Source organism: Streptomyces sp. JLBG701, assembly GCF_058544905.1.
In genome coordinates this window covers 3,894,620-3,907,592 of sequence record NZ_CM178588.1, presented here as the reverse complement: position 1 = coordinate 3,907,592, position 12,973 = coordinate 3,894,620, and the positions used below count along the sequence as shown (strand labels likewise).

Sequence of the window (12,973 nt, the reverse complement as noted above, 5' to 3'; positions counted from 1 at the left end):
ATGCTTGCACCTGGCCTATGCCAGGTGGAAGGCTCGATTCGGACTTGTTCGGAGGACGTGACAACATGCCGTCATGTCCTCCGCACTGACCGATCTCTTTCCCCTTCCGATCGTGCAGGCCCCCATGGCGGGCGGGGTTTCCGTGCCGCAGTTGGCCGCCGCCGTGTCCGAGGCGGGAGGGCTCGGGTTCCTGGCCGCCGGGTACAAGACGGCCGATGGCATGTACCAGGAGATCAAGCAGCTGCGTGGGCTGACCGGGCGTCCTTTCGGCGTGAACCTGTTCATGCCGCAGCCCGAATACGCGGACAAGACCGCCGTCGAGATGTACGCCCACCAGCTGGCCGGGGAAGCCGCCTGGTACGACACCGAGCTCGGGGACCCGGAATGCGGCCGTGACGACGGTTACGAGGTCAAGCTCGCCGTCCTCCTCGACAACCCGGTACCGGTGGTCTCCTTCCACTTCGGCGTCCCCAGCGCGGACGTGCTGGACTCCCTGCGCCGGGCCGGCACCTTCACCCTGGTCACGGCGACCACGGCCGAGGAGGCCCTCGCCGTGCAGCGGGCCGGTGCCGACGCGGTGGTCGTGCAGGGCGTCGAGGCCGGCGGCCACCAGGGCACCCACCGGGACATCCAGGAGAACGACGGCTCCGGCATCGGACTGCTGTCACTGATCGCCCAGGTCCGCGAAACCGTGACGCTGCCCCTCGTCGCCGCCGGCGGCCTCATGCGCGGCAGCCAGATCGCCGCCGCGCTCGCCGCGGGCGCGACCGCGGCCCAGCTCGGTACGGCGTTCCTCGCCACGCCCGAGTCCGCCGCCAACGCCCTGCACAAGCAGTCCCTGACCAACCCCCTGTTCACGCACACGGAGCTGACCCGCGCCTTCTCCGGCCGGCCGGCCCGCGGGCTGGTCAACCGCTTCATGCGCGAGCACGGCCCCTACGCCCCCGCCGCGTACCCCGAGATCCACCACCTCACCTCTCCGCTGCGCAAGGCGGCCGCCAAGGCGGGGGACGCGCAGGGCATGGCGCTGTGGGCCGGGCAGGGGCACCGGATGGCCCGCGGACTCCCGGCCGGGCAGCTCGTGGAGGTACTGGCCGCCGAACTGGACGCCGCCGAGACAGCGTTGTCCGGCAAGGGTGAGATCCGATGACCGCGCCGGTGTTCGTCGTGGACCAACTCCCTGCGGCCGGGGCGGAGTTCGTGCTCGACGGCCCCGAGGGGCGGCACGCCGTCTCCGTGAAGCGGCTGCGGGCCGGCGAGGACGTGGTCCTCACCGACGGGGCCGGACGCTGGGCCGAGGGCGTGGTGAAGGCGGCCGAGGGCAAGGACCGCCTGGTGCTGGAGCTGGCGCAACTCCACGAGGAACCCGAGGAGTCCCCTCGTATCACCGTCGTCCAGGCGCTGCCCAAGGGTGACCGGGGCGAGCTGGCCGTCGAGACCATGACCGAGACCGGCGTCGACGCGATCGTCCCCTGGGCGGCCTCCCGCTGCATCACGCAGTGGAAGGGCGAGCGCGGACTGAAGGCGCTCGCCAAGTGGCGGGCCACCGCACGCGAGGCCGGCAAGCAGTCCCGCCGGGTGCGCTTCCCCGAGATCGCGGACGCGGCTACGTCCAAGCAGGTCGCGGCACTTCTCGCCAAGGCCGACTTCGCCGCCGTACTGCACGAGGACCGCGACTACGGCAGCCAGGCGCTCGCGAGCGCCGAACTCCCCTCCTCCGGCGAGATCGTGCTCGTCGTCGGACCCGAAGGAGGCGTGTCCCCCGAGGAGTTGGCACTCTTCGAAGAGGCGGGCGCACAGGCGTTCCGGCTCGGGCGCAGCGTGCTGCGCACCTCGACCGCCGGAACCGCGGCGGCCGCCCTGCTCCTGGGCCGCACCGGCCGCTGGTCCTGAGACGACTGCCCGAGACAACCGGGAGGCACTCCGTGGAACTCGCCCAAGTACGGCTGCTGGTCACGGACTTCGCCGCCTGCTACCGCTTCTACGCCGAGGTCCTGGGCCTGAAACCCCAGTCGGGGGCGACCGAGGGGCCGTACGAGAAGTTCAGTCCCGCCGTCGGCTCCGCGGGCATCGCCCTGCAGGACCGGGCGATGATGGCCGACGTGCTCGGCGAGCTGGGCGACGAGGCGACCGGCCACCGCTCACTGGTCGTCCTGCGCGTCGACGACCTCGACACCTACTGCGAGCAGCTCGCCTCCCGCGGTGCCAACCTCCTGCACGGCCCCGCCTTCCTGACCGACCGCATGCGCGTCGCCCACCTCAAGGACCCGGAGGGCAACCTGGTGGAGCTCCAGGAGTGGCTGCTGCTGCACGTCTGAGAGTCATCCTCCTGAGTGGTGTGACCGCATGCGGTCTACCGCCGGGTGCGGGACAGTGGCACGCTGCCGTCCATGGGGGCATTGAGGCGCACAGCGCGCCGGCTGGGGCGCCGGCGAGTGGTCGGGGCGGTCGGCACCGTGGCCGTCGCCGTCTTCGGGGTGGCCGCGTGCGATCCGGCCGGGCTCAGCACCGCGACCGTGGCGTACACGACCGACCAGACGGTGACCAAGGAGCTGGAGCGGGAGAAGGTGAACGTGCAGTGGCTCACCTGCTACGCCACCTACGGAGGCGGTAACAAGGCCTACACGCCCGGGGTTTCGTCGCCCTCGGCCACCGAGAACGCCGTCGCCACCGTCGACTGCACGGGGCAGACCACCGACGGGCGGGACATCACCGTCACCGGTAAGGTCACGCGCGCTGTCAACGGGGCCTGTGTGCGAGGGGACTTGACCGCCAAGGTCGACGGCAAGCAGTGGTTCCACGTGGACGGGCTGGGCAACTGCAACGCGACGACCAATCCGCCGGTGATCTCCACGACCAACGGCCAGCAGCCGGGCAACGGTCAGCAGCCCGGGCCCACGGTCACCGTCACCAAGACCATCTGGTGCCAGGGGGATCCGAAGTGCTGGCCCGTCGAGGGCAAGTGAGTCATAGGGTGACCGGGTGACTCAACCCGCGGCGTCCGCGTATCTCCGGTTTCCCCATCTGCGCGGTGAGTTGGTCGCCTTCACCGCCGAGGACGACGTGTGGCTCGCCCCGCTCGACGGCGGACGGGCCTGGCGGGTCAGTGCCGACAACGTGCCGGTGACCATGCCGCGTATCTCGCCCGACGGGACGACGGTCGCCTGGACCTCCACCCGCGACGGCGCCCCCGAGGTGCACATCGCCTCCGTGGAGGGCGGACCCGCCAAACGCCTGACGCACTGGGGCAGTTGGAAGACCCAGGTGCGCGGCTGGACCCCCGACGGCCAGGTCCTCGCGGTCAGCGCACAGGGCCAGGCGAGCCTGCGCCGCACCTGGGCCCGTACCGTCCCGCTCGACGGGGGACCGGCCGGCACCCTGCCGTACGGGCCCGTCGGCGACGTCGCGTACGGGCCGGGCACGGTGCTGCTCTCCGCGCCGATGAGCCGCGAGGCCGCCTGGTGGAAGCGGTACCGGGGCGGTACGGCGGGCAAGTTGTGGATCGACAGTGACGTCCGCGACGGGGAAGGGGCGGGGGAGTTCGTACGGCTGCATGCCGACCTCGACGGGAACATCGAGTGCCCCGTGTGGGCGGGGGAGCGGATCGCCTTCCTCTCCGATCACGAAGGCGTCGGCGCGCTCTACTCCTCCCTCGCCGACGGGTCCGACCTGCGCAGGCACACCCCGCTCGACGGCTTCTACGCCCGCCACGCCGCCGGTGACGGCAGCCGCGTCGTCTACTCCTCCGCCGGTGAACTGTGGCTGCTCGACGACCTCGACGGGGCCGAGCCGCGCAGGCTCGACGTGCGGCTCGGCGGGCAGCACACGGACCGGCAGCCGTTCCCGGTGAACGCCACCCGTTGGCTCGACTCGGCCGCCCCGGACCACACCGCGCGCGGCAGCGCGGTCTCCGTGCGCGGGGCCGTCCACTGGGTCACCCACCGCTCGGGCCCGGCCCGTGCGCTCGCCGCCCAGCCCGGCGTACGGGCCCGGCTGCCGGAGACCTTCCGCGTGGAGGGCGAGGAGTGGGTGGTGTGGGTGACGGACGCCGAGGGTGACGACGCCCTGGAGTTCGCGCCGGCCACCGGTGTCGCCCCGGGCGCCACCCCGCGCCGGCTCGCCGCGGGGCAGCTCGGGCGCGTCCTGGGGTTCGCCATGGCGCCCGACGGCAGCCGGGCCGCCGTAGCCTCGCACGACGGACGTGTGCTGCTCGTCGAGCGGGAGACCGGCGAGGTCCGCGAGGTCGACCGCAGCGCCGACGGGGACGTACGCGGGCTGGTCTTCTCGCCCGACTCCGCCTGGCTCGCCTGGGCGCACCCCGGCCCGCGCCCGCTGTCCCAGCTCAGGCTCGCCAACACCACCGACCTGTCGGTCACCGAGGCGACCCCGCTCCGATTCCGGGACTACGCACCGGCGTTCACCCTCGACGGCAAACACCTCGCCTTCCTTTCCACCCGTTCCTTCGACCCGGTCTACGACGAACACGTCCTCGACCTGGCCTTCGTGGACGGCTCCCGCCCGCACCTGATCACCCTCGCCGCCACGACGCCCTCGCCGTTCGGCCCGCAGCGGCACGGCCGGCCCTTCGAGGTGCCGGACAAGGACGAGACGCCCGACAGCGAGGGCACCCCGGCCACCCGTATCGACCTCGAAGGGCTCGCCGACCGCATCGTGCCCTTCCCGGTCGAGGCCGCCCGCTACACCGGCCTGCGCGCCGCGAAGGACGGTGTGCTGTGGCTGCGCCACCCCGTACGGGGCGTGCTCGGCGCGTCCCGGGCCACCCCGGACGACCCCGACCCCAAGACCAGCCTGGAGCGCTACGACCTCGCCCAGCAGCGAATCGAGTACCTCGCGGCCGACGCCGACGACTTCGAGGTCAGCGGCGACGGCAAACGCGTCCTGCTGTGGACCGACGGCCGACTGAAGGTCGTACCGAGCGATAGGCGCGCCTCCAACGACGAGGACAGCGACACCAACGTCACCGTCGACCTGACCCGCGTACGGCAGACCGTCGACCCGGCCGCCGAGTGGCGCCAGATGTACGAGGAGACCGGCCGCATCATGCGGGACCACTTCTGGCGGCCCGACCTGGGTGGCGTCGACTGGGACGGCGTACTCGACCGCTACCGGCCCCTGTTGGAACGCGTCGCCACCAAGGACGACCTCGTCGACCTGCTCTGGGAGGTGCACGGCGAACTGGGCACCTCGCACGCGTACGTCGTCCCGCGCGGCGGATACGGCAACGGGGCCCGGCAGGGGCTGCTCGGCGCCGACATCTCCCGGCACGGGGACGGCAGTTGGGTGATCGACCGCATCCTGCCCTCCGAGACCTCCGACCCCGACGCCCACGCCCCGCTCGCCGCGCCCGGGGTCGCGGTGCGGGCCGGGGACGCGATCGTCGCGGTCGCCGGGCAGCCGGTCGATCCGGTGACCGGGCCGGGGCCGCTCCTTGTCGGTACGGCGGGCAAGGCGATCGAGCTGACCATCTCGCCCTCGGGCGGCGGCGAGGTACGGCACGCGGTCGTCGTTCCGATCGCCGACGAGGAGCCGCTGCGGTACCACGCGTGGGTCGCGGACCGGCGGGCGTACGTCCACGAACGGTCCGGGGGCCGGCTCGGCTACCTCCACGTGCCGGACATGCAGGCGCCCGGCTGGGCCCAGATCCATCGTGACCTGCGCGTCGAGGTGGTCCGCGAGGGGCTCGTCGTGGACGTACGGGAGAACGGCGGCGGCCACACCTCCCAACTGGTCGTCGAGAAACTGGCCCGGCGAATCGTCGGCTGGGCGCTGCCGCGCGGGAAGCGGCCGTACAGCTATCCCCGGGACGCGCCCCGCGGGCCCGTCGTCGCCGTCGCCAACGAGTTCTCCGGCTCCGACGGCGACATCGTCAACGCGGTGATCAAGGCGCTCGGGATCGGACCGGTGGTCGGCACGCGCACGTGGGGCGGCGTCATCGGCATCGACAACCGCTACCACCTCGTCGACGGCACGCTGATCACCCAGCCCAAGTACGCGTACTGGCTTGAGGGTTACGAGTGGGGCGTGGAGAACCACGGGGTGGATCCGGACGTGGAGGTGGTGCAGAGGCCGCAGGATTACGCGGCGGGCCGCGACACCCAGCTCGACGAGGCGATCCGGATCGCATTGGCGGAGTTGGAGGAGCGGCCGGCGAAGGTTCCTCCTTCGTTGCCGTGATCTCCGGCTGGATGGTGCTGACCGGCGCTCACAGCACCCGCCCTCGATACGATGCCCCAGTCAGAGATCACCCGCGCGAGGAGGCCACGGATGGCAGGGGAACCGCAGGACGACTGCCTGTTCTGCAAGATCGTCGAGGGACACATCCCGGCGACGATCGTCCGCGAGACGGAGACGACCGTCGCGTTCCGGGACATCAACCCCCAGGCGCCGACCCACATCCTGGTGATCCCGCGCGTCCACCACCCGGACGCCGCGTCCCTCGCCGTCGCCGAACCGGCCATCGCCGCGGACATGCTGCGCGAGGCCGGCGAGGTCGCGGCCGAGGAGAAGCTGGAGAGCTACCGGATCGTCTTCAACACCGGCACCGGCGCCGGCCAGACCGTGTTCCACGCGCACGCCCACCTCCTGGGCGGCCGCGGCATGCAGTGGCCCCCCGGGTAAGTCGCCGTGTCCGTACGCGAACTCGTGGTCCTCGGCACCGCCAGCCAGGTCCCGACCCGGCACCGCAACCACAACGGCTACCTGCTGCGCTGGGACGGCGAGGGCATCCTGTTCGACCCCGGCGAGGGCACGCAGCGCCAGATGCTGCGCGCCGGGGTCGCCGCCCACGACCTCAACCGGGTCTGCGTCACGCACTTCCACGGCGACCACTCACTCGGCCTCGCCGGCGTCATCCAGCGCATCAACCTCGACCGCGTACCCCACGAGATCACCGCCCACTACCCGGCATCCGGCCAGCGCTTCTTCGACCGCCTGCGCTACGCCACCGCCTACCGCGAGACCGTCGACCTCACCACCGCCCCGGTGTCCGAGGACGGAACGATCGCGGACACGCGCGCGTACAGGTTTGAGGCCCGCAAGCTCTCCCACCCCGTCGAGTCCTACGGCTACCGGCTCGTCGAGCCCGACGGACCGCGGATGCTGCCGGAGCGGCTCGCCGCGCACGGCATCAAAGGCCCGGACGTGGGCCGCATCCAGCGCGAGGGCGCCCTCGGGGACGTAACCCTCGACGACGTGAGCGAGACGCGCCCCGGGCAGCGGTTCGCGTTCGTCATGGACACCCGGCTGTGTGACGGCGTGTACGCGCTGGCGGACGGTTGCGACATGCTCGTCATCGAGTCGACCTTCCTCGACGAGGACATCCAACTGGCCGTTGAACACGGCCATCTGACTGCCGGTCAGGCCGCCGCTGTCGCGCGCGACGCCGGCGTACGGCATCTCGTCCTCACCCACTTCAGTCAGCGCTACTCCGAGCCTGGGGGAGAGTTCGAGCGGCAGGCTCGGGCCGCCGGGTTCGAGGGGGAGCTGACCGTGGCGCACGATCTACTGAGAGTGCCGGTTCCGAAACGTCGATAAAGCGCCCGTACGATACTTCGATGCCCCTCCCCAAAGCAGAACTGCACCTCCACATCGAAGGCACCCTGGAGCCCGAGCTGGCCTTCGCGCTGGCCGCCCGCAACGGCGTCGAGCTGCCGTACGCCACCACCGAAGAGCTCCGTAAGGCGTACCTCTTCGACGACCTCCAGTCCTTCCTGAACCTGTACTACGAGCTCATGGCCGCACTGCGGACCGAGCAGGACTTCGAGGACCTCGCGGGCGCCTACCTCGCCCGCGCCGCCGCGCAGGGCGTGCGGCACGCGGAGATCTTCTTCGACCCGCAGGCCCACATCGCGCGGGGCGTGGACATGGGGACGGTCGTCGAGGGGCTGTGGCGGGCGCTGGGGAGCAGCGAGGCGAACCACGGCGTCTCCACCCAGCTGATCATGTGCTTCCTGCGCGACGAGTCCGCCGAGTCGGCGATGCAGACGCTGGAGGCGGCCAGGCCCTACCTCGACCGGATCATCGGCATCGGCCTCGACTCCGCCGAGGTCGGCCACCCGCCGGTCAAGTTCCGCGAGGTCTACGAGGCCGCCGCCGCGCTCGGCCTGCGGCGCGTGGCGCACGCGGGTGAGGAGGGGCCGCCGGCGTACATCACCGAGGCCCTCGACGTGCTTGGCGTGGAGCGCATCGACCACGGGTTGCGGTGCATGGAGGATCCGGAGCTTGTGGAGAGGCTTGTGCGTGAGCGCGTGCCGCTGACGCTGTGCCCCCTGTCCAACGTGCGGCTGCGTGCCGTCGATGTTCTGGCTGAGCATCCGTTGCCCGCGATGCTTGATGCCGGGCTGCTGTGCACGGTCAACTCCGATGACCCGGCCTACTTCGGTGGGTACGTCGGGGACAACTTCGATGCGGTGCGCTTGGCGCTGGGCTTGAGTGAGGACCGCTTGCGCGAGCTGGCCCGCAACTCCTTCGTCGCGTCCTTCTTGGAGCATGACGAGGAGCGGCGGGCCGGGTATCTCGCTGAGGTCGATGCGTACGAGTTCTAGGCAGGCTCGTCGGTTGTCTGCGGGTGCATCGTGGCCGGTCGCGCCCCGCGGCGGAGCCGCAAATCGATACAGCCCCGCGCCCCTCAGGTGGGTGCGGCTGCCGTCAGTTGTATGGCGCCCTCAGGCCGCTGTCGCCTTGTCGTAGGCCGGCGCCTCCACCGGGATCTCCACGACCGGCAGGGAGCGCCGCCCCACACCCAGCGCGACCGCCGTCATCGGTACGGCGATCACCAGCAGGCCTGCCGCCAGCAGCAGGCCCATCACCGGGAACCCGGCCTGCGAAGCCAATACGCTGCCCGCCAGCGGGCCCGCCGCCGTGCCCAGGGAGGACGCCGAGCCGACCAGGACCGCCCAACGGCCGCGCTGGTCAAGGGAGGCGGCGAGGCCGATGACGTAGGACAGGACGATCGGGTAGAGGGCGTTCCAGGCGATCTCGCCGGTCGCGAAGGTGGTCAGGTCGGTCGCGGCCGCGCTGAGTGCGATGCAGGCGGCGATGACGGCCGTACCGGCGCCGATCGGCAGGGCGAGCCCGAGACGGGGGCCCAGCGCGCTCGCCCCGACGACACCGACCAGCCCCGCGCCGAGCGCGATGGCGAACACCGCGCCGACGGTGACCTCGCTCAGGTGCGCCTGGGTCAGACCGATGCGGCCGCTGACGCCCCAGAGGGAGTTCTGGGCGAGGGACCAGCAGAGAAGGGTGGCGGCCAGGACGAGACCGGGGCGCAGGTGGGGGAGGCGGGGGCGTTCCGCGGGGCGGGTCCGGTCGGTGGCCAGCTGGGTGGGGAGGCGGGCGGTCAGGGGCCAGACGGTGAGTGCGGTCAGGGCGATCGCGGCGAGCGGGAGGCCGTGGCCCGGGCCCAGGTGCGGGACCGTCAGATAGACGGCGCCCGCGAGCGCGGAGACGCAGAGCAGCCCGAGCGTGGTCGTGCGGTGCGGATCCTGTCGGCCGGCGATTCCGGTGGCGGCGACCGTGGTGGCCATGCCGGAGCCGAATCCGCCGACCAGTGCGCCTACGACGACTGCCGGGACGGAGGTGGTGAGCGCCGCCCCGCCGTAGCCGACGACGCCAAGCGCGAGGCCGAGGCGGGCCAGGGTCCGCGGGCCGAACCGATCGACGCGCGAGGCGAGCAGAAAGCCCGCCGACGCCGAACTCAGCAGCAGCGCACTGCCGATGGCACCGGCCTCGGTGGCGGACAGGGGGAGCCCCGAGTCCAGCCGGCCGACGGTGGTGGGCAGGAGGTAGGGGGCGAGGTACCCGGCCGTGAAAAGGGCGACGAGGGGCCAGGGTGCGGTGGTGGTGCGGGCGAACACGGGCGTTCCCAGGGCATGCGAAAGAAGCGGCTCAAAAAAAAGGGGGTTGGGCGACGACCGTCGACGGACAGGAACGCGCGGGCAATTTGTATCAAGCACGTGGTTGTGGAAAGAAGGGCGGGGGGTGTGATGTGGCGCACGTTCTGTTTGGGGTGGGGGAGTGCGGGTAGGCGAGGGCGATTTCCCGGGTGAACGAAGGTGAATTCGTGGCGTAGGTCGGCGTTGGCTTTCAGCGCCGGGCCAGGTGTCTCAGCCGGTCTGGCGTTGGCTTTCCAGAGCGGGACCAGGTCACTCCAGCCCCCAGCGAGGCCGACACCAACACCGGTACGGTTCGCGTATCTAACCTCCATCTCCATACATAGATGGCGTCTATATGGGTAGGAGCCGCCCTGTGACCCGCGATCTCACCATTACGGACGTGCGGCTGACGCCGATCCTGGTCGCCGACCCGCCCCTCCTCAACACCCAGGGTGTCCACCAGCCGTACACCCCCCGCCTGATCGTGGAGGTCGTCACCGCCGACGGGCTCACCGGGCTCGGCGAGACTTACGGCGACACCAAATACCTGGAGCTGGCACGCCCCTTCGCCGACCAGCTGATCGGCCGTCAAGTCAGTGACCTGAACGGCCTGTTCACCGTCGCCGACGAAGTCACCGTCGACAGCTCCCGCGTCTCCGGACAGGTCGACGTCGGCGGACTGCGCGGCGTCCAGACCGCCGACAAGCTGCGTCTGTCGATCGTCTCCGCCTTCGAGGTGGCGTGTCTGGACGCGCTGGGCAAAGCCCTCGACCTGCCCGTACACGCCCTGCTCGGCGGCAAGTTGCGGGACGAGGTCGAGTACAGCGCGTACCTCTTCTACAAGTGGGCCGACCACCCCGAGGGCGTCGCGGCCGAGAAGGACGACTGGGGTGCCGCCGTCGACCCGGCCGGAGTCGTCGAGCAGGCCCGCAAGTTCAAGGAGCGGTACGGCTTCACCTCCTTCAAGCTGAAGGGCGGAGTCTTCCCGCCCGACGAGGAGATCGCCGCCGTACGTGCACTGGCCGAGGCCTTCCCCGGACACCCGCTCCGCCTCGACCCCAACGGCGCCTGGTCCGTGGCGACTTCACTGAACGTGGCGAAGGAACTCGGCGACGTCCTCGAATACCTGGAGGATCCGGCCCTTGGCACCCCCGCCATGGCCGAGGTCTCCGCCGGGACCGACGTGCCGCTCGCGACCAACATGTGCGTGACGACGTTCGCCGAGATCAAGGAGGCGTTCACGCGCGACGCCGTGCAGGTCGTCCTCTCCGACCACCACTACTGGGGCGGACTGCGCAACACACAGCAACTCGCCGCCATCTGCCGCACCTTCGGCGTCGGAATCTCCATGCACTCCAACACCCACCTGGGGATCAGCCTCGCCGCGATGACTCACGTCGCGTCGACCGTCCCCAACCTCCACCATGCCTGCGACTCCCACTATCCCTGGCAGTCGGAGGACGTACTCACCGAGCGGCTCACCTTCGAGAACGGGGCTGTGACCGTCTCCGACGCCCCCGGTCTCGGTGTCGAACTCGACCGGGACAAGCTGCGGTTCCTGCACGAGCGGTGGCTCGACGACGATGGTTCGCTGCGCGACCGTGACGACGCGGCGGCGATGCGGGTCGCGGAACCGGCGTGGGTGACGCCGACCGTGCCCCGCTGGTAGCGACACAGGTTCGCCCCGCCGCCCTTACCCGTCCCATCCCCAGGGGCTGCCGCCCCTTCGACCCCGCCCCCAGGGGGCTCTGCCCCCTGGACCCCCGCTCCTCAAACGCCGGAGGGGCTGATTTTTTCCGGCCTGGGCTGAATCCATGGCCTGACGCGCCGAGCGGCTCCTGAGGCGTGAGCGGCGGCGTGTTGTCGGTGGCTTGGTGCAGACTGGCCTGAATCCGCACCATCGTCAGGGAGCGCACCGTGATCGCGTCCGCCGCGTCCGCCGGAGAGGGACGGTTCCGCCAGGCCCAGGTCGACCCCTTGGCCGGTCTGCGCGCGCCGGACGACCCGGCCTGGGACGTCTATCTCACGGGCACCGTCTTCCTCGACATCATCTTCACCGGGCTCGACTCCGCCCCGGTGCGCGGGACCGAGTCCTGGGCGCGCGGCATGGGGTCGAGCCCCGGCGGCGTCGCCAACATGGCGACCGCGCTGGCCAGGCTCGGCCTGAAAACCTCCCTCGCGGCGGCCTTCGGCGACGACCACTACGGCGAGTACTGCTGGGACGCGCTCGCGCACGGCGAGGGCATCGACCTCACCCCGTCACGCACCGTCCCCGGCTGGCACTCCCCGGTCACCGTCTCGATGGCGTACGAGGGCGAGCGCACGATGGTCTCCCACGGCCACGAGCCGCCCCCGGAGGAACCCGCCCCGGACTGCCCCCCACGCGCGCGTGCCGCCATCGCGTCCCTGACCCCGGGCATGCGCGCCCCGTGGATCGAGCAGGCGGCCCACAAGAACACCCGCATCTTCGCCGACGTCGGCTGGGACGACACCGGCCGCTGGGACCTGGCAGGCCTCGCCGACCTGGAGCACTGCGAGGCGTTCCTGCCCAACGCCGAAGAGGCGATGCGCTACACCCGGTCCGACTGCCCCCGCGCGGCGGCCCACGCGCTCACCGAACACGTACCGCTCGCGGTGGTCACCCTCGGCGCCGACGGCGCGTACGCGGTGGACGGCCGGACCGGCGAGACCGCCGAAGTACCGGCCATCGCGGTCGAGGCCCTCGACCCGACCGGCGCCGGTGACGTGTTCGTGGCCGGCTTCGTCACGGGCACCCTGGCCGACTGGCCGCTCGCGGACCGCCTCGCCTTCGCGGGCCTGACCGCCGCCCTGTCCGTCCAGGAGTTCGGCGGCTCCCTCTCCGCCCCCGGCTGGTCCGAGATCGCGGCCTGGTGGCGCAAGATCCAGTCGTACGACGACCAGGACCCGGCGGCGCTGAGACGGTACGCGTTCCTGGAGGACCTGCTCCCCGACGAGGAGGCCAGACCGTGGCCACTGAGGCGGGCGGTACCGACGATCGGCTTCCGACAGTCGGCCTGATGCACCGTGACGGCCTCCGAAAAGGCCTACGACGTTGTCAG

11 protein-coding genes are annotated in these 12,973 nt (G+C 71.4%); 10 read left to right on the top strand and 1 reads right to left on the bottom strand.

Annotated elements, in window-relative coordinates; genetic code table 11:
• Positions 1-73 precede the first annotated feature (73 nt).
• The 8 genes from AC5DRG_RS17940 (at position 74) to AC5DRG_RS17905 (ending at position 8,564) form a co-directional block, all read left to right on the top strand.
• Positions 74-1,150, top strand: a complete 1,077-nt coding sequence (locus tag AC5DRG_RS17940; protein WP_491811547.1) for a nitronate monooxygenase — start codon at positions 74-76, stop codon at positions 1,148-1,150.
• Positions 1,147-1,893: a 16S rRNA (uracil(1498)-N(3))-methyltransferase gene (locus AC5DRG_RS17935; protein WP_491811546.1), complete on the top strand. Its 747-nt coding sequence runs from the start codon at positions 1,147-1,149 to the stop codon at positions 1,891-1,893. The genes AC5DRG_RS17940 and AC5DRG_RS17935 overlap by 4 nt, the downstream gene beginning before the upstream one ends.
• A 32-nt stretch (positions 1,894-1,925) precedes the next feature.
• A complete protein-coding gene (locus AC5DRG_RS17930) occupies positions 1,926-2,318 on the top strand; it encodes a VOC family protein (RefSeq protein WP_491811545.1) in 393 nt (130 codons plus the stop codon).
• Between the two features lie 72 nt (positions 2,319-2,390).
• Positions 2,391-2,966, top strand: a complete 576-nt coding sequence (locus AC5DRG_RS17925) for a hypothetical protein (protein WP_491811544.1) — start codon at positions 2,391-2,393, stop codon at positions 2,964-2,966.
• A 16-nt stretch (positions 2,967-2,982) separates the two neighbouring features.
• Positions 2,983-6,195, top strand: coding sequence for a S41 family peptidase (locus tag AC5DRG_RS17920; RefSeq protein WP_491811543.1), 3,213 nt, complete (start codon positions 2,983-2,985; stop codon positions 6,193-6,195).
• 90 nt (positions 6,196-6,285) lie between these two features.
• Positions 6,286-6,639, top strand: coding sequence for a histidine triad nucleotide-binding protein (locus tag AC5DRG_RS17915; protein WP_491811542.1), 354 nt, complete (start codon positions 6,286-6,288; stop codon positions 6,637-6,639).
• Positions 6,640-6,645: 6 nt separating this feature from the next.
• Positions 6,646-7,554, top strand: coding sequence for a ribonuclease Z (locus AC5DRG_RS17910; protein WP_491811541.1), 909 nt, complete (start codon positions 6,646-6,648; stop codon positions 7,552-7,554).
• 20 nt (positions 7,555-7,574) lie between these two features.
• On the top strand, positions 7,575-8,564 hold the full coding sequence (locus AC5DRG_RS17905) for an adenosine deaminase (RefSeq protein WP_491811540.1): 990 nt from the start codon (positions 7,575-7,577) through the stop codon (positions 8,562-8,564).
• 120 nt (positions 8,565-8,684) lie between these two features.
• Here AC5DRG_RS17905 and AC5DRG_RS17900 read toward each other — a convergent pair whose 3' ends face one another.
• On the bottom strand, positions 8,685-9,875 hold the full coding sequence (locus AC5DRG_RS17900; RefSeq protein WP_491811539.1) for an MFS transporter: 1,191 nt from the start codon (positions 9,873-9,875) through the stop codon (positions 8,685-8,687).
• A 391-nt stretch (positions 9,876-10,266) separates the two neighbouring features.
• Here AC5DRG_RS17900 and AC5DRG_RS17895 point away from each other — a divergent pair, with 391 nt between their 5' ends.
• Positions 10,267-11,562, top strand: a complete 1,296-nt coding sequence (locus AC5DRG_RS17895; RefSeq protein ID WP_491811538.1) for a glucarate dehydratase family protein — start codon at positions 10,267-10,269, stop codon at positions 11,560-11,562.
• Positions 11,563-11,810: 248 nt separating this feature from the next.
• On the top strand, positions 11,811-12,932 hold the full coding sequence (locus AC5DRG_RS17890; protein WP_491811537.1) for a carbohydrate kinase family protein: 1,122 nt from the start codon (positions 11,811-11,813) through the stop codon (positions 12,930-12,932).
• The last annotated feature ends 41 nt before the right edge of the window (positions 12,933-12,973 follow it).